A 17,551-nucleotide genomic window follows, 5' to 3' on the forward strand; every position below is an offset into this window, starting at 1 on the left:
TCACATGCCGGGCACGAGGTCGCGGTGGGCGCCCTCGTTGATCGCATAACCGCGGGCAACGGCGCTCAGGCCCTGTGCCTGGTCCATGGCGCGTTTGTCGGCCGCGACATTGTCGTCGTCCGGAACGAGCTGGGGATCGCGCGTTTCGGCGGCGTCGACGCTCTTGCCTGATTGCTCGGGAAGGCCGGGATGACGCTGCTGTTGCATGCCGCCATCGTCCTCACCGCCCACGGCATCGTCGGCCTGATGCAGCCGGACATCGATGCCGCGCACTTGGTCGGACCAGTCATCGCCGCGCGGCTTGGGGCAATCGGCATAGCGGCCCTGAGTCAGCTTCGGTGCAGGCGCAACACGTGCGGTGAAATTGTGATCGCTGAAATAGCGCAGCTTGCGCGCGCGGATCGGTGCAAGCCCCGACACGAGCACGATCTCCTCGTCGGGCGAGAGCTGCATTACCTCGCCGGGCGTCAGGAGCTGGCGGGCAGTCTCCTGGCGGCTGACCATGACATGGGCAAGCCAGGGCGCGAGGCGATGGCCGGCATAGTTGCGCATCGCGCGCTGCTCGGTCGCGGTGCCGAGCGCATCGGAAATGCGCTTGGCGGTGCGCTCGTCGTTGGTCGCGAAGGCGACGCGGACATGGCAATTGTCGAGAATGGCGTTGTGCTCGCCATAAGCCTTCTCGATCTGGTTGAGGCTCTGGGCGATCAGGAAGGCGCGGATGCCGTAGCCGGCCATGAAGGCAAGGCTGGTCTCGAAGAAGTCGAGGCGGCCCAGCGCGGGAAACTCGTCGAGCATCATCAGCAGTTGGTGACGGCGCGGGGATGTGCCGGGCTGGTCCAGCCGCTCGGTCAGGCGGCGGCCGATCTGGTTGAGCACGAGCCGGACCAGCGGTTTGGTACGGCTGATGTCCGATGGCGGGATGACGAGATAGAGCGACAAAGGCTGCTTGGCCTCGATCAAGTCGGCGATCCGCCAGTCGCAGCGCGAGGTGACTTCGACGACGGTCGGGTCGCGATAGAGGCCGAGGAATGACATCGCGGTCGACAGCACGCCCGAGCGCTCGTTCTCGCTCTTGTTGAGCAGCTCGCGCGCGGCCGAGGCAACGACCGGGTGGACCTTGGGATCCTTGTCATCGCCGAGATGATTGGTGGTCATCATCCGGCGCAGCGTGGCGACGAAGCTGCGCTGCGGGTCGGACAGGAAGGTCGCGACCCGCGCGAGCGTCTTCTCTTCCTCGGCATAGAGAATGTGAAGGATCGCGCCGACCAGCAGCGAATGGCTGGTCTTTTCCCAATGATTGCGGCGTTCGAGTGCGCCCTCGGGATCAACGAGGATGTCGGCTATATTCTGGACGTCGCGCACTTCGTTTACGCCGCGCCGGACTTCGAGCAGCGGATTGTAGTGCGCCGAGGCGGCGTCGGTGGGGTTGAATAGCAGACAGTGCGAGAAGCGCGCGCGCCATCCGGCGGTCAGCGTCCAGTTCTCGCCCTTGATGTCGTGAATGACCGCCGAGCCGGTCCAGGAGAGCAAGGTGGGGACGACGAGGCCCACGCCCTTGCCCGATCGGGTCGGCGCGAACGCCATGACATGCTCGGGGCCGTCATGTCGCAGATAGCGGCCGCAGAGCGTGCCGAGCATGACGCCATGATCGCGATGTAGGCCGGCGCGCACGATTTCGCGGCGGCTTGCCCAGCGGGCGGAGCCGTATGTGGTGACATTGTTCGACTGGCGCGCACGCCACAGCGACCCGAAGATCGCCGCCGCGCAGCCAATGAAGCCGCTGGCGCCGGCGAGCATGCCCGCCCGGTCGAAGACATGCGGGGCATAGGCGTCATAGTGATACCACCAGGGGAACAGCGCCCAGGGATGATAGACCGGCAGGCCATCGAGCCGGAACCAGGGCGCACCCAATTCGGGCTGATAGGCCAGCATAGCTGCTGCCCATTGTGTCGCCGCCCAGATGCCCAGCAGGACGATGGCGAAGACAACGTTGATCTGGCCGATGAGCAGTTTGGTGGGTGTCACGTCGAGGCTCCCGCCCGCCGGACAGGACCGGTTCGGGCGGTTTCAGCCTCGGTGACAGGCCCCGAAAATTGAACGGTGCTGATGGGCGCAGATGGGCTCGGGGCGGCTTGTTCCGGTCAGATGCCGGAACGGAAGGCTATCAGGGAGTGGGTGCCTGGCGGTTAGAGGCCGGCGTCAGCCTTCAGTGTTTCGAGGCGTTCGCGCGAAACGGTTTCGACGATGTCACGCAGGTCATGGACCGACTGCGACAGGGCGTCGAGATCGGCATTGCCGATCTCATAGCTCGCCGAATAGCGGGCCTCGACATAAGCGCGCTTCAGCAGCTCGAACCGGCGGCGGTCGATCCGTGTGGCGCGGGGCCAAGCCTCGATCAACCGTGGTTCACTGTCCTCGGCAAGCGAACGCAGGAACTTGATATTGTGCGAACGGGGGAAATATAGGGTCCGGACCAGCAGGAAGCAGATATAGGCGCGTTCTGTTGTTTGATGCAGCAGAAAAGCTGCGTCCTTTTGCTCGCCTTCCTGCGTTGCGAATGCTGCAAGCTTGATACCGCTATCGACCTTTGCCAGCCAATCTTGAAAATATGCCGACGCCATCTCATACCCATCGGCCGCCGTAAGCGGATTCGGCATGGCGAGCGCGCTGCCCGGCAATTCGTAGAGCACGATCCCGTCACGGGCGATATCAGTCCAGAAATACTCACCCCGGCTCAACGCCTGGTTCACATCGTCCAGCGTGTGGACGATGATGTTGACGGGGCGCGCGATCGTGCTGTCATGCAGAATTTTGTCCTCGGCGACATACCAGTAATCGGCAATGTCAGTGAGGTCCGGGTGGCTGACGATGACGAGCAGGTCGAAATCCGACTGGTAGCCGTTCTCCGGCTCATCCACCCAGTCGGTCCGGGCATAGCTGCCGAACAGGATGATCTTGAGGATCTTGCCGTTCTTCTTCCACGGCTGGTTTGCGCGCGCGATCGCATCGGCAAATTCGCCCATGAGCGTTTGCTTCACGCGGTCCAGTTCGCTTTGCTGGACCGGGGGCAGATGATCGATATCACTTCGCACGCAGGGGATTCTCGCGGCAGACCATGAAGTTGGCAAGCCTTGACCACATCGACGGGTGCGCCGATGATCGCGCGTCACGCACCAACGCTATCCCGCGTGTGTTCCGGATGATCGCGCACCTTGCTGCCTCCCTTATTTAAGCCTGCTTATCTTAGCGCATTTGCTAATTAAGTGAAGTGGTGATTGCTTTAATAAGGCGCGCCATGCATATTGGCGCTCATGGCTGAGCCAGAACCGAATCCGCGGCTGGGCCGTTTCGTGGAGACCCTCGTCGCCGGGGAGATGGTCAGGGCATTCGTACCGCCGCCGCTCCCGCCCGAGCCACCGATCGACGTGCTGGCGCTGCTCGACCGGCTCAGCCTTGCGGAGCGTGCCCTGGGCCGCCTCGACGGCATCACCATGCTGCTGCCGCGTCAGGAACTCTTCCTCTACATGTACGTGAGGAAGGAAGCGGTGCTGTCATCTCAGATCGAAGGCACGCAATCGACACTCTCCGACCTGCTTCGCTTTGAAACCGAAGTGCAGGCCAGTCAGCCGATCGACGATATCCGCGAGGTCTCCAACTACGTCGATTCCATGATGCACGGCCTCGAACGGCTAGAGGAAATACCGCTCTCGCTTCGTCTGATCCGCGAGATGCACGGGCGCCTGCTGCAAAGCGGCCAAGGTGGCACCAAAAGCCCCGGCGAATTCCGCCGGTCGCAGAACTGGATTGGCGGCACCCGCCCCGGCAATGCGCTGTTCGTCCCGCCTCCAACCACGGAACTTGATGGCTGCCTCGACGCCCTCGAGCACTTCATGCACGAGGAGGAGTCTCGCCTGCCGGCGCTCATCAAGGCGGGCCTACTTCACGTCCAGTTCGAGACGATCCACCCATTCCTCGACGGCAACGGCCGCATCGGCAGGCTGTTGGTGACATTGTACCTGTGCGTCAACGCCGTGCTGCGCAAGCCGCTGCTCTACCTCAGCCTGTATCTGAAGACCCATCGGAATGATTATTACCGGCTGCTGCAGGAGGTCCGCGAACGGGGAGCCTGGGAGGCTTGGCTCGATTTCTTCCTCGCCGGCGTGGCCGATACCGCCAACCAGGCATTTGACGCTGCCACCCGCATCGTTGACCTGTTCAAGGAGGATCGCGACCGCATAACGACCGAAAGTGATCGTACCGGCTCGGCCCTGAGAGTTCATGACCTTTTCCAGCAGAACCCGTTTCTCAATGCAAACCAACTGGTTGACCGGACTGGCTTATCGGCGCCGACGGTCAACGCGGCGCTAGCCGACCTTGAACGCTTGGGGGTGGTTGAGGAAATCACGGGCAGGCGACGTGGCCGCGTTTTCAGCTACCGCAGATATCTTGCGATCCTCAGCGAGGGTACGGAGCCCTTGCCCTCGCGAAAGATGGGGTGACAGCTTAGCCCTGACGATCCGGAATGGCTACGTCGAACAGATTTCAGCGCTTTGATCACGATGGCTAAAATCACGGGTGGCCTGCGTCGCTTGGCGCAAGGCCATGTCCGTGCACTGTGGAAATGCGCATTGCCTATCAACCCATTATGGCTAAAGTAGCTCCAACTCTGGAGGGGTCCATGCAGCACATGTCGGCGCGCGACGCCAAGAACGGCTTTGGTCGGCTGATCGATTTGGCCCGGGCCGCACCTGTGTCTATCGACAAGTACGGCAGACCGGTCGTCGTGGTTCTATCGGTGGAGGAATATGAGCGGCTGTCAGCTCAGAGGGATAAGAACGGAACGAACGCCTGATGGCCACGCACACTGACCTTGCCAACCTAATCTGGGAAATCGCCAACCTGCTGCGCGGCCCCTATCGCCCGCCGCAGTATGAACGCGTGATGCTGCCGCTGGTGGTCCTGCGTCGTTTCGATTGCGTGCTGTCCGATACGAAAGATGCGGTGGTTGCCGAGGCCAAACGCCGCGAGGGCAGCAAGATTCAGGGCGGTGCGCTCGATAGCAAATTGAACCAGGTGGCTGGCCATCGCTTCCACAACCGTGCGCCATACGACTTCAAGAAGCTGCTGGGCGATCCCAACGACCTTCGTCAGCATCTTCAAAGCTACATCGACGGGTTTTCTGCGAATGTCCGGAAGATCTTCGACTACTTTGAGTTCACCAACGAAATCGAGCGGATGGACGAAGCAGGCATCCTGTTCCTAATCGTCAAGGAGTTCGCAAACGTCGACCTCCACCCCAACAAGGTCAAAAATGACCAGATGGGGCTGCTCTTTGAAAACCTAATCCGGCGCTTTAACGAGCTGGCAAACGAAACGGCTGGTGACCACTTCACGCCGCGCGAGGTCATCACGCTCATGGTCGACCTGCTGTTCTATGATGATGACGACCTGTTCGTGAAGGAAGGCGCTGTCCGCACCATCCTCGATCCGGCGTGCGGCACGGGGGGAATGCTAGCTGAGGCGCAGGCCTATATGCGGCGGCACAATTCGCCTGCGAAGTTGTATGTCTATGGCCAGGATTACAACAAGCGCGCCTTCGCCACCGCCGCGTCAGACATGCTGATGAAGCAGGTGGACCACAATGGGCACGGCGAGAACATTCAGTTCGGTGATACCTTTACCGACGACAAGTTCGCGGATGAGGGCAAGAACCGGTTCGATTACTTCATAGCTAATCCGCCTTTTGGTGTGGATTGGAAGAAGCAGCAGAAGGAAATCGTGGCTGAGCACGAGCGCGGCAAGTCCGGCCGCTTTCATGCCGGGCTGCCGCGTGTGAACGATGGGTCATTGCTGTTCCTGCAGCACATGATCTCGAAGTTCGAAGACTATGCTCCTTCCAAACAGAAATACGGTTCCCGCGCGGCCATCGTCTTCAGCGGTTCGCCATTGTTCACCGGCGGCGCTGGCGGCGGGGAAAGCAACATCCGCAAGTGGATCGTCAAAGAGGACATGCTGGAGGCGATTATCGCCCTGCCTGAACAGATGTTCTACAACACCGGCATTGGCACCTACATCTGGATCGTCACCAACCGGAAGGCGAAGCCTCGCAAGGGCAAGATTCACCTGGTCGACGCGCGCGACACCTGGATCCCAATGCGCCGCAGCCAGGGTGACAAGCGGCGCAAGATCGGCGAAGGCCCCACGTTGGAGGGCGATGACCGTCCGGAAGAGCCGGATCAGATTGCCGACATCGTTCGCCGCTATGGCCAGTTCGCCCAAAGCGAATATTCAAAGATCTTCGACAATGACGACTTTGGCTACACCCGGGTCACGGTCGAACGGCCCTTGCGGCTGCGCTATCAGATGACAGTGGAGGACAAGGCACGCTTCCTCGATGCCGCACCGCACCTGCTCGACGACATCCAGGCGATCGACAAGGACCTTGGCCGCGACCTGTTGATGGATTGGAATGCCGTGTCAAAATCCATCGAGCGTATTCTGAAGAAGCGCGGATCAAAATGGCGTGCGGCGGACGAAAAGCTGTTCCGCAGCGTGTTCACCACCAAGGACCCTGCCGCCGAAAAGGTGCGCAAGGGCAAAGGCTTCGAGCCCGATCCCGATCTGCGCGATTTCGAGAACATCCCGCTCAAGGTCGATATCGACGCCTTTTTCGCGCGCGAAGTGCTGCCCCATGTTCCCGATGCATGGATGGATCGGACCAAGGACAAGATCGGCTATGAAATCAACTTCAACCGCCACTTCTACAAGTTCACCCCGCCCCGTCCGTTGGCAGTGATCGATGCCGAGCTGAAGCAGGCGGAAGAGGAAATCCTACGCCTGTTGCGGGAGGTGACAGAGTGAGCGCGTTTGCGAAAATCGCCATTCGTCATCTCTTTTCAATCGGAAGCGGTGCAACGCCGGAGAGTGGCAATCCCGACTACTGGGACGGCGATATTTTTTGGGTAACGCCTGAGGACGTAAGTGCGGCGAAAGAAGGGAAAATATTCGGTACTAAACGCCGCATCACAGATGAGGGTTTGAGTAGTTGCAGCGCGCGATTATCGCCGCCTGAAACTATCGTTCTTACCAAACGCGCACCCATCGGACAAATCGCTGTCGCAGAGGTCGAACTCTGCTCCAATCAAGGGTGCTTCTTGCTTGAGCCAGGATCAGGCGTTGACCCCCAATTTTATTTCCACTGGATCAGTGCGCATTCCGCCTATTTGCAGATCCTGGGCCGTGGTTCGACATTCATGGAGCTAAGTACGGACGATCTGAAGTCCTTACGCGTTCCGCATCCTCCTATCGATGTTCAAAACTCGATTGCCGGATTTTTGAACGAAAATACCGCGCAAATCGATACCCTGATCGAGGCCAAACAGAAGCTGCTGGGCCTATTGGCCGAAAAGCGGCGGACGCTGGTGGCAGAGGCAGTGATGCGCGGGCTGGACCGCTCCGCCCCCTTGCGTCCCTCCGGCATCGACTGGCTCGGCGACATTCCGGCCCATTGGGAAATTGAGCGGTCCCGCTGGCTGTTCAACGAACGTGATGAGCGTTCGGAAACCGGCGAAGAGGAAATGCTGACCGTCTCCCACATTACCGGCGTCACGCCCCGGTCCGAAAAAGACGTCAACATGTTCGAGGCAGAGACGACCGCAGGGTACAAGCTGTGCTTCACCGGCGACCTCGTCATCAACACACTTTGGGCATGGATGGGCGCGATGGGCACGGCCCCGGTCGATGGTATCGTCAGTCCCGCCTACAACATCTACACACCTGGCCAACGTTTGCTGCCCGCCTATGTCGACGCACTGGTCCGCATCCCTGTGTTCGCACAGGAAGTGACGCGATACTCCAAGGGCGTCTGGTCATCCCGCCTACGCCTTTACCCGGAGGGCTTCTTCGAAACTTTCTGGCCCGTGCCACCGCTTGACGAACAGGAGCAGATCGTCTCCCGCATTGCTGAGGAGCGCGCGAAAATCGACAAGCTGGCAACGGCCACCGAACGCTCCATCGCCTTGCTGAAAGAACGCCGCAGCGCCCTGATCACCGCCGCCGTCACCGGCCAGATAGATATTCCGGAGGACGCATGAAGATTACGGGTCTGGCGCTATTCAACCTGCGGTCGTTCGAATTCGCAGAGTTCAAATTCAACCCTCAGTTCAACCTGATCGCCGGCATTAACGGCGCGGGCAAGAGCACCGTGCTGGATGCAATCCGTACTTGTGCGTCGCACATCCTCCCTGCGCTCAGAAAAGGCCCGTCCCGGTCATTCGGGTTCACGGTCGACGATATTCACGACAACTCACCCATCGCCGACGCGACTTTGCACTTCACGATCGATAACGAGCCTTGTCGCTTTTCTCTGCGCGAATGGCGGGAGCCAAGAGCATTCGACAATGCCGAAAACCTGGAAAAGCTTCGGCGGGAAATCCTGGAATCTGAACGCTTGGGCGATCGTCCTCGCAATCTGATTCGCGACTTGGCGGAGACCTTGGATACACCAAGTCCAACGGTCTTCTATCCACCCGAGCAGCACCTTCAGGGCTTGGCTGCGTTGAGCGTTAGTGCTCCCCTCGTAATCTATTTCTCGACGGCCCGCACCCAGTTGAGTGGGCGAAAAGAGAGCAGTTCTGCGGCAGCCCAGGGCGCCGGTGCGGCCTATGTGCGCGCTTTGGGCGTCCGCGACCTAAGTGTCGTGCAACTAGCGGACTGGCTACGCGCGCAGCAGGCCTTGGCGGTTGAGCGGGACGCATCGCGGCGGTTGGTGGATGTTGTCGAAGACGCCGTTCACCGATTGCTGCCCGGCTTTGAGAATTTACGCCCAAGCAAGGTGGGACCGTCCCAGTTACTAATCGATCACGAAGGAACGACTCTTCAACTGAGGCAATTGTCCGACGGCGAGCGTAGCGTGCTGGTGCTGATGTTGGACATCGCCAAGCGATTGACACAGGCAAATCCGCGGCTGACCGACCCCATCGCTGAAGCGGAAGCTGTGATTCTCATCGACGAGATCGATCTCCACCTGCACCCGCAATGGCAGCGCAAGATCGTTGGTGACCTGACGCGGACATTCCCCAACTGCCAGTTCATCGCCACAACGCATTCGCCGCAAGTGATTGGCGAAGTGCCCCACGAGCAGATTCAGATGATCGATGGCGACAACGTGTTCGTGCCGCCGCACTCTTTTGGCGTAGACTCCAGCCGGGTTCTTGAAGAGCTGATGAGCACCAAGCCAAGGAATGCCGGGGTTGAGGACAAGCTGACAAAGATTGCCAAGCTCATTGGCGAGGAGAAGGAAGCGGAAGCGCGCAATGTCATCGACGCGCTGGCGAAGGAGATCGGCGAAAGCGATCCCGAAATCACCCGCGCTCGTCTCCTGCTCGATTTCCTCGATGAGGGCAGCGAATGAGGGCCATCACGAAGGGCAATGAACCCGCCTGCCTGACCCAGCATCGTGTAACAGCACACAGTTCTTATCAAAACTATGCGGGCAAAGATGCGCTGCGCGTTGCCCTTGTCGCTGAACAGCGCGGTCTGTGCTGCTATTGTATGTCACGCATAGTGGTCGACCGCCAGAAGATGAAAATTGAGCATTGGCAAAGCCAATCGGACCCGGCGACCCAGCATTTGCAATTGACGTTCAGCAATCTGCTTGGTGCCTGCAAAGGCGGTGAGGGCGGAAGGCCTGACCAACAGCATTGCGATACGCGAAAGGGCAACCAATCCCTGATGTGGAACCCCGCGACACCAGCCCATGCTATAGAAGCGCGTATACGATATCAGAACAACGGCGAGATCCGTTCTGATGACCCGCAGTTCGATAGCGAGTTGGATACTGTGCTTGGGCTAAACATTTCGATCCTCAAGAACAGTAGAAAAAGTGCACTCGAAGCGGTGCTAAAATGGTGGCAAATAGCGAAGCCAAATAAGGCGCAACTTAAGGCTAAAGTCGCAAAATATGATAATGGCGTCGGAGAACTTGAACCATTCAGTCCAGTCGCAGTCTGGTATTTGAAACGAAAGTAGGACGCATGACCCAGGTAAAGCCCGCCCGCCATACCGAAGAAGCGTTCGAGATCGTCGTCGCGGGTGTCTTGCTGGCGAATGGCTATGCCTCGATTACATCGGAAAAATTCGACCGTGCATCCGCCATCTTCCCCAACGCTGTGCTCGATTTCATCCGGACCACCCAGCCGAAGGAATGGAAGGCGCTTGAGGCGCTCCACGGCGAGAGAACTGGCGCGCAAGTACTGGCAGACCTGGTCAAGTGGATAGATGCCAATGGCTCGCTCGCCACACTGCGGCACGGCTTCAAGTGCTATGGCAAGACGTTGCGCGTAGCCACGTTCAAGGCGGCGCACGATCTGAACGCAGAGCTGGAGGCACGATATGCCGCCAACGTTGTCAGCGTCACACGTCAGCTTCGCTACTCGCTGAGCAACGACAATGAGCTCGACCTGGTGCTGAGCGTCAACGGCATTCCGGTGATCTCCGTCGAACTGAAAAACGCCATGACGGGATCGACCGTTGAAGATGCCATTCGCCAGTACCGCCGCGACCGCGATCCGCGCGAGCCAATTTTTGAGTTCAAGCGGCGGATCCTCGCGCATTTCGCCGTAGATACCGATGCGGTCTTCATGACAACGCGATTGGCCGGACCAGCCACTCACTTCCTGCCCTTCAACCGCGGGAATGATGGAGGCGCAGGCAATCCTCCTGACCCGAAGGGCCGGAGCTATCGGACAGCCTACCTGTGGGAAGAAGTGCTTCAGCGCGACAGCCTGCTCGATCTGCTGGCCCGGTTCATCCATTTGCAGGTGGAAGAAAAACGCGACGACGCGGGCCGGAAGGTCAAGAAGGAAACCCTGATCTTCCCCCGCTACCATCAGCTTGAGGCTGTCCGCGATCTTGTCGCACGGGCGAAGTCCGAAGGCCCAGGCCACAATTATCTGATCGAGCATTCGGCGGGCAGCGGCAAGAGCAACACTATCGGCTGGCTGACTCACCGACTCGCGTCGCTGCATGACAGCGCCAATGATCGCGTATTCGACAGCGTCATTGTCATCACCGATCGCGTGGTGCTCGACAAGCAGTTGCAGAACACGATCTACCAGTTCGAGCACAAGCACGGGGTGGTGCAGAAGATCGACGACAATTCCCGGCAGCTGGCGGAAGCTCTGGAAAGCTCCGTGCCGATCATCATCACGACCTTGCAGAAGTTTCCGTTCGTTTCGCGCCAACTGATCCGGCTGGCCGAGGAGCGCGGGGACGATGGTGACGGGGTGCTCAAGACCCGGAATTTTGCGGTCATCATCGATGAGGCGCACAGCTCACAGGGTGGTGAAGCGGCGACGGACCTGAAGGAAGTCCTCGGTGGGCAGCGGCTGCGCGAAGAGGCCCAGGGCTATATGGCGGAGAACGACAGCGTGGGCGAAGACGAGCTGTTTCGCAGCATGGCAAAGCGTGGCCGCCAGGCAAATATCAGCTTCTTTGCGTTCACCGCGACCCCGAAGCACAAGACATTAGCGGTGTTTGGAAATGGCGGCAAACCGGCCCACCGCTACACAATGCGCCAAGCTATCGAGGAAGGTTTCATCCTCGACGTCCTCAAGCATTACACTACTTATGCCACCTATTTCCGGCTGTTGAAGGCCAGTGACGACGATCCGAATGTCGTCAGGAAAATGGCGGCGCTGGCGCTGGCGCGCTTCCTGAAGCTGCATCCGCACAATATCGCCCAAAAGACGGAGGTAATGGTCGAGCACTTCCATGCAGCCACCCAGCACAAGGTTGGGGGCCGCGCCAAAGCGATGGTCGTTACCGGTTCGCGGCTGGAAGCAGTGCGGTACAAGCAGAGCTTTGACGCCTACATCAAGGCGAAGGGGTATGCGATCAAATCGCTTGTCGCATTCTCTGGTTCGGTGGCCGACGACAAGCTTCACGATGTCACGTACACCGAGGAGGCGATGAATCTTGGCGTCCGTGAAAAAGAGCTGCCGGACGTCTTCGCTACGTCGGAATATCAGGTTCTTCTAGTCGCGGAGAAGTATCAGACCGGATTTGACCAACCGCTTCTCCACACGATGTATGTCGATAGGCGTCTGTCAGGCATACAGGCTGTCCAGACCCTATCCCGACTCAACCGCACTCACCCCTTCAAGGAAGATACGTTCATTCTCGATTTCGTGAACGACCGGACCGAGATCCAGGAGGCCTTCAAGACCTACTACGAAGGCGCAGAAATCGGCGAGGAAGTAGATCCGAGCCGAATGTATCAGATCAAAGGCGAACTGGATTCGAGCGGCATTTACGCCCTGAGCGATATCGACTTTTTTTCAGAGGCATACTTCAAGCCGAAATTGAAACAGAGTCCAGCCGATCACCAGAAGATGAATGCCATTATTGATCGGCCAGTGTCAAATTTCTCGGATCTTGCGAAAACTGATCCGGCCGAAGCTGAGGTGTTGCGCGGAAAGATCTTAGCGTTTGGCAGTCTCTACAGCTTCCTGAGCCAGATCATTCCATATCAGGATTCTGATCTGGAAAAGTTGTATGTCTTCCTGCGCCATCTGGCCGCTAAGCTACCAAAGAAGGGAGGTGGCCCTTCCTATCAGTTCGACGACGAAGTCCGGCTCGATTACTATCGCCTTCAAAAGGTTAGTGAAGGTTCAATAAGCCTCTCCGAGGGGACTGCCAATAAGCTCGACGGGCCATCCTCTGTCGGCTCGAAGGTGGCACGTGAGGAGGAGGTGCCCCTATCCCGGCTGATTGATGTCGTGAACGACCGCTTCGGCACTGATTTCAACAACGCCGACCAGTTGTTCTTCGATCAGATCGTTGAGGCCGCGATGGCGGACGCCAATTTGCGGCAAGCCGCCATTGCTAACCCTGGCGAAAAGTTCGAACTGTTGTTCAAGAATTTGCTTGAAGCGCTGTTTGTTGAGCGCATGGATCAGAATGAAGAGATCTTCGCACGGTTCATGAATGACAAGGCCTTCCAAGGTCTTGTCACCAACTGGCTTGCGACTGAGGCTTACGCCAAGCTGCGGAGATCACATGAATAACTGCGTGAAGGTGGATCAGAATTCGTCAGCGCATTGCGATGCTCAGCCTTTTGAGCTCTGCAATGTTGCGCGCGCGAAGCAAATCATCACCGCAGAAATTCGTATCATGCAGCAGGATGGCTATGCGCGACGTTGAGTTCAAGGAATGGCTGGGTCGGCGGCTTTACCAAGGGAAGCCGCTCAAGACTGTCGGCAATCGTGTCGGATGGGTCAAAGCTGCAGAGCGAGCATTAAGCGAGCTTGGTTTCGAGGAGGCCACTCTCGACGACGTTCACAGGGCTGGACATTGGGATAGCCTTTTGCAGGCCCTAGCCCGGCTGCGCTCCGACTGGCGCACTAATGAAGCCGCGGCAAAGGCCATCGCCCCGCAATCGGCCGACCCGCATTTACAGGTTGCCAATACGCGCCAAGCGGTCGGCATGTATGGCAAATTTCTAGACGGTGCTGATCCGAACTACGAGGGCGACGGTCAGGAGGACGTAGCCAACATGAGCGGGATACAAAGATCTGACGTCGAAGCGGCCATGGACGAATGCGATACAATGGGCGTCGACGCATTCATGGACGAGTACGGTTATAGCTGGAACAATCTGCGCTATTGGGCAGAACGCGGTGCAAAATCCTATCCGTCCAAAGCTGTATTCGGTGTCGCGCATAGATTTCTTGATCAAGGTGCGGCGCTCAGCAATGACGAGTGCAACGGGACAACCGCGCGTAAGAAGCTTTCCTCATTGGGCTTCAAAATTATCGAACAAACGGGACTTCCGCAAAATCTGCCCGCTCGCCCCCACCATCCGGCGGAATCGCAAGGTTCTACCCTGCCCACGAATCTTATTCTGTATGGCCCGCCAGGCACCGGTAAGACCTACCGCACTGCCCTGGAAGCGGTGAAGTTGTGCGATGGTATCGCCAGTTATCCTGAAACCAAGGAGGACCGTGCTGCGCTGATGGCGCGGTATAATGAGCTCGTTGCCGACAAGCGGATCGCCTTCGTCACCTTTCACCAGAACTATGGCTACGAAGATTTCGTCGAGAGCCTGCGCCCTGTGCCCATCGGGAACAGCGATGGGAAATCCGTTGGCTTCCATCTGCAACCAGAGCCAGGACTATTCCGGCTGATCGCAGAACGCGCAGAAACTGGCGGTCTCGCGGTCGGAAGTGAGCCTTTGAATATCGCCGATAGAGCGGTCTACAAAATGTCGCTTGGGGACGTTGCTGACTCAGCGTCCGATTTCGTTTTTACGGAGTCCCTCAAGAACAATTACGCACTGTTCGGCTTTCGTGACATCGACTGGACCAACCCCCGCTTTTCGGATCGAGAAGAGATATTCTCTGAGATGAAAAGGCGTTTTCCTGATGACGATGTCACCCCCAACAAGGGTGTGGTACAATCGCCGGATGTATTCCGCAACCAGCTGGAAATCGGCGATATGCTGGTTGTCGCCAAAGGCAATCATCGGTTTCGAGCAATTGGGATTGTCGAAGGCGAATACGAATATGCGCCCCGGCCCGATGGCCGATACTGTCACCGCAGAAAAGTTCGATGGCTTTGGCGAGACAAAAATGGGCTGGACGTCAGCGAGTTGTATCCTCCAAAGTTCATCCAGAAAGCGCTTTATCGGCTCAAGGACGTGGAACTTAATCGCTCCCTTATTGCCCGGCTTATCTCAGATGCCGGTAGCGAAGGGGCCGAAGGCGATCCATTGCCGCACGTACTGATCATCGACGAAATCAACCGCGCCAATGTATCGAAGGTGTTCGGCGAACTCATCACACTGCTGGAATCTGACAAGCGGGCGGGCATGGATAATGCGCTGTCGGTGACGTTGCCGTATTCCAAGCGGCAGTTCTCCGTGCCCGCCAACCTCCACATCATCGGTACGATGAACACGGCGGACCGCTCGATCGCTCTGCTCGATACCGCCTTGCGACGCCGGTTCCAGTTCCGCGAAATGGCTCCGAAACCCGATTTGCTCGGCCTCGTCGAGGGTATCGATCTCAAGGCCGTGCTGACGACGATCAATCAGCGCATCGAGTATCTGATCGACCGGGAACATCGCATCGGACATGCATTTCTCATCGGCTGCGAGACAGCCGAGCAGGTGCGCGCCGCCATGCGCGACAAGATCATCCCCTTGTTGCAGGAATACTTCTTCGAGGACTGGAGCCGGATTCATGCGGTGCTAGGTGACGGGTTCATTCGGGAAGACAAGCTTGATCCGCCACCGGGCATCGAAGGCGACCGGGTATCAAGCTGGTCGGTGCTCACACCGTTCAGCGCCGACGCATTCGACCAATTGACCGGCAAGGTCGTGAAGGTGGCGGAGGAACCTGGCGAGTGATCGGCGAGCTGGCCAGCCATCTCCTCCCTGGCGTGCCTGTCGATCGGGTTGCTGCCGCGCTCGGCGCGGCAGCGGGGCAGGAACTGGCCTCGGGCAAATTCAGTAGCCCGCAAAGCAGTTCGGCACTTGCAGTCAACGGGTTCGGCTTCTTTCTGGAAGATCCCGCCTCCTTGCCTGCGTTTCCATGCCTTTCTGACCTCGATTGGCCGTCTCTGTACGTCGGAATCGAGCGTCAGATGCGCTTCCCTTGGTCAGGTGGTCGCCATCCCTGGCTCGATGCCGCCGTGGAAACTGCAACGCACCTGATCGGAGTGGAATCGAAACGGTACGAGCCGTTCCGCGATACCAAGCTAGCAAAGCTCTCGCCTAAATATGCGTCACACCGATGGGATGATGGCATGGAGCCATGGTGCACCCTGCGGGACCGGCTTCTAACGGAGCCTTCCGCGTTTCGTCACCTCGACGCCGCGCAGCTGGTCAAGCACGGCTATGGTCTTGTGACCGAAGCGCATCGGCGAGGGAAGCAGCCGATCCTGCTGTACCTTTACGCCGAGCCCACTGAAGGTCGCGTCATTCCAGCTGAAGCCTTTGCCGACCATCGGTGCGAGATCGCCAGCTTTGCCCAAAGCGTGGCTGGTTCAACGGTCCGCTTTGCTGCTTGTTCGTGGCGCGAATGGCTGGCAACATTTCCGCCAGTGTTGTCCGGCCATGCTGACCGGGTCATTGCCCGGTTCCATCCGTGACACATCTGACTGTTCACGAATGGGGGCGCACGCTCGTTCATAATGTCACCGGCCCCGCGCCCATGGGGACCTTCACTCGCACCGAAGCCAATGCTCTGCTTCGGGCTGCGCGGTCGCACGCACTGGCCAACCAGTCCGGGACCAACATCCTTGTTGACCTCTACAGCGAATTAGGAGCGCAACAAGTTGTCGGCGTGATTGCCGCACCGGGTTGCAGTCTGGAGATTCTGCCCAAGATCGACATCGCTACGGACGAAAGCGACGAGACAATCCGTGCTCGGCTAGTTGCCATGCTCAATGTCGCGCTGGGGCTCAAACTGGGCGATGGGCAGGCCTTGGCCATGGCTCGCCAGAAGGAAACCCTGCTCGACATTCTGATCCGCCTGTTTGCTGATCGTCTGCTGGCCGAGGCGCGGCGCGGCTTGCCCCGCGGCTATATGGCGCAGGAAGACGATCTAGCAGCACTGCGAGGGCGGCTCGATGTCATTCGCCAATTCACCCATCACGCCGTGCGACCCGACCGGCTTGCCTGCCGCTTCGACACCCTGATTCCGGACACCCCCTTGCTGCGGATCATGAAGGCCTGTGTCGTGCTGCTGCGCCGTCACGCGCGCGCGCTGGAAACGCAGCGGCGTCTGGACGAACTCCGTTTCATCCTCGCGGATGTGAGCGATGTGGCTGTCGGTGCCCTACCCTGGGCGCAGGTGCGCATCGATCGGACAAATCGTCGCTGGGAAAGCCTCTACCAACTGGCGAAGCTGTTCCTGAAACGCGAATGGCAGCGCACCAACCACGATGCCAAGGCGAGTCAGGGGATCACATTGCTGTTCGCCATGAACGATCTATTCGAGGAGTATATTGCCGCTCTGGCGCGCAAGGCTATGCAGGGGAGCAATCTAACCGTCCATTCGCAGGGTGGATTGCGCTATTGTCTGATGGAGGAGGGCGAAAGCGGCAGACCACGCTTCCAGACGACACCGGACATTCTGATCAAGCGGAATAATCAGGTCCAGATGGTGATCGATACCAAATGGAAGCTGATTGTCCGAAACCCTGAAGACAAGAAGCGCGGCGTTTCCCAATCCGACGTTTATCAGATGATGGCCTATGCCCGGCTGTATCGGTGCCGCCAGGTGATCTTGCTATACCCCCATCATGCCGGTCTTGGAGCCGAGGCACAGGATGTCGGTTATAGCATGATGGAGGGCAATGAACGGCTGCGGATAGCTAGCGTCGATCTCTTGTACGGGGAGGCCGCTATCACTCAGCGACTAAGGGAGCTCATTTTTCAAGCCAAGTTTCTACACACACCAACAGCCGTGTAATCATACGACGCATTTTGGGTACACTCCACGGCTTTCTATGGTCGCGGCACCGACAGCCTTTGTCTTACGACGAG

General features: G+C 58.6%; 13 protein-coding genes. 11 read left to right on the plus strand and 2 right to left on the minus strand.

Going from position 1 to position 17,551, the window contains the following annotated elements; translation table 11 throughout:
- Positions 1-2,025, minus strand: coding sequence for a conjugal transfer protein TraG (locus MRBLSP13_RS07100; protein ID WP_363753648.1), 2,025 nt, complete (start codon positions 2,023-2,025; stop codon positions 1-3).
- A 161-nt stretch (positions 2,026-2,186) separates the two neighbouring features.
- Entirely contained in the window at positions 2,187-3,092 is a 906-nt protein-coding gene (locus tag MRBLSP13_RS07105; protein WP_363753650.1) for a HEPN domain-containing protein, read from the minus strand.
- A gap of 219 nt (positions 3,093-3,311) precedes the next feature.
- On the opposite strand from MRBLSP13_RS07105, the gene MRBLSP13_RS07110 reads away from it, so the two are divergent.
- The 11 genes from MRBLSP13_RS07110 (at position 3,312) to MRBLSP13_RS07160 (ending at position 17,477) form a co-directional block, all read left to right on the plus strand.
- Entirely contained in the window at positions 3,312-4,499 is a 1,188-nt protein-coding gene (locus MRBLSP13_RS07110) for a Fic family protein (RefSeq protein WP_363753652.1), read from the plus strand.
- Positions 4,500-4,621: 122 nt separating this feature from the next.
- Positions 4,622-4,852, plus strand: a complete 231-nt coding sequence (locus MRBLSP13_RS07115) for a type II toxin-antitoxin system prevent-host-death family antitoxin (RefSeq protein ID WP_363753654.1) — start codon at positions 4,622-4,624, stop codon at positions 4,850-4,852.
- A complete protein-coding gene (locus MRBLSP13_RS07120; RefSeq protein ID WP_363753656.1) occupies positions 4,852-6,861 on the plus strand; it encodes a type I restriction-modification system subunit M in 2,010 nt (669 codons plus the stop codon). The genes MRBLSP13_RS07115 and MRBLSP13_RS07120 overlap by 1 nt, the downstream gene beginning before the upstream one ends.
- On the plus strand, positions 6,858-8,093 hold the full coding sequence (locus MRBLSP13_RS07125) for a restriction endonuclease subunit S (RefSeq protein ID WP_363753658.1): 1,236 nt from the start codon (positions 6,858-6,860) through the stop codon (positions 8,091-8,093). The genes MRBLSP13_RS07120 and MRBLSP13_RS07125 overlap by 4 nt, the downstream gene beginning before the upstream one ends.
- Positions 8,090-9,412: an AAA family ATPase gene (locus MRBLSP13_RS07130; RefSeq protein ID WP_363753660.1), complete on the plus strand. Its 1,323-nt coding sequence runs from the start codon at positions 8,090-8,092 to the stop codon at positions 9,410-9,412. Before MRBLSP13_RS07125 ends, MRBLSP13_RS07130 begins: the two co-directional genes overlap by 4 nt.
- Entirely contained in the window at positions 9,409-10,029 is a 621-nt protein-coding gene (locus MRBLSP13_RS07135; protein ID WP_363753662.1) for a hypothetical protein, read from the plus strand. The genes MRBLSP13_RS07130 and MRBLSP13_RS07135 overlap by 4 nt, the downstream gene beginning before the upstream one ends.
- Before the next feature lie 5 nt (positions 10,030-10,034).
- The gene (locus MRBLSP13_RS07140) at positions 10,035-13,067 is read left to right on the plus strand and encodes a type I restriction endonuclease subunit R (RefSeq protein WP_363753664.1); all 3,033 of its coding nucleotides are present in this window, start codon (positions 10,035-10,037) and stop codon (positions 13,065-13,067) included.
- Positions 13,060-13,203, plus strand: coding sequence for a hypothetical protein (locus MRBLSP13_RS07145; protein ID WP_363753666.1), 144 nt, complete (start codon positions 13,060-13,062; stop codon positions 13,201-13,203). Before MRBLSP13_RS07140 ends, MRBLSP13_RS07145 begins: the two co-directional genes overlap by 8 nt.
- Complete coding sequence (locus MRBLSP13_RS07150; RefSeq protein WP_363753668.1) at positions 13,190-15,409, plus strand: AAA family ATPase; 2,220 nt, start codon at positions 13,190-13,192, stop codon at positions 15,407-15,409. Before MRBLSP13_RS07145 ends, MRBLSP13_RS07150 begins: the two co-directional genes overlap by 14 nt.
- Positions 15,406-16,152, plus strand: a complete 747-nt coding sequence (locus MRBLSP13_RS07155) for a PGN_0703 family putative restriction endonuclease (protein ID WP_363753670.1) — start codon at positions 15,406-15,408, stop codon at positions 16,150-16,152. Before MRBLSP13_RS07150 ends, MRBLSP13_RS07155 begins: the two co-directional genes overlap by 4 nt.
- Positions 16,149-17,477: an McrC family protein gene (locus MRBLSP13_RS07160; RefSeq protein WP_363753672.1), complete on the plus strand. Its 1,329-nt coding sequence runs from the start codon at positions 16,149-16,151 to the stop codon at positions 17,475-17,477. The genes MRBLSP13_RS07155 and MRBLSP13_RS07160 overlap by 4 nt, the downstream gene beginning before the upstream one ends.
- Positions 17,478-17,551 lie beyond the last annotated feature (74 nt).

This window comes from Sphingobium sp. LSP13-1-1.1 (genome assembly GCF_040676415.1).
Lineage (GTDB): Bacteria > Pseudomonadota > Alphaproteobacteria > Sphingomonadales > Sphingomonadaceae > Sphingobium.

Bases quoted from the DNA above. Each gene is read 5' to 3' on its own strand.
- MRBLSP13_RS07110 (WP_363753652.1), top strand. From the start codon at position 3,312: ATGGCTGAGCCAGAACCGAATCCGCGGCTGGGCCGTTTCGTGGAGACC.
- MRBLSP13_RS07115 (WP_363753654.1), top strand. From the start codon at position 4,622: ATGCGCATTGCCTATCAACCCATTATGGCTAAAGTAGCTCCAACTCTG.
- MRBLSP13_RS07120 (WP_363753656.1), top strand. From the start codon at position 4,852: ATGGCCACGCACACTGACCTTGCCAACCTAATCTGGGAAATCGCCAAC.
- MRBLSP13_RS07130 (WP_363753660.1), top strand. From the start codon at position 8,090: ATGAAGATTACGGGTCTGGCGCTATTCAACCTGCGGTCGTTCGAATTC.
- MRBLSP13_RS07135 (WP_363753662.1), top strand. From the start codon at position 9,409: ATGAGGGCCATCACGAAGGGCAATGAACCCGCCTGCCTGACCCAGCAT.
- MRBLSP13_RS07140 (WP_363753664.1), top strand. From the start codon at position 10,035: ATGACCCAGGTAAAGCCCGCCCGCCATACCGAAGAAGCGTTCGAGATC.
- MRBLSP13_RS07145 (WP_363753666.1), top strand. From the start codon at position 13,060: ATGAATAACTGCGTGAAGGTGGATCAGAATTCGTCAGCGCATTGCGAT.
- MRBLSP13_RS07150 (WP_363753668.1), top strand. From the start codon at position 13,190: ATGCGCGACGTTGAGTTCAAGGAATGGCTGGGTCGGCGGCTTTACCAA.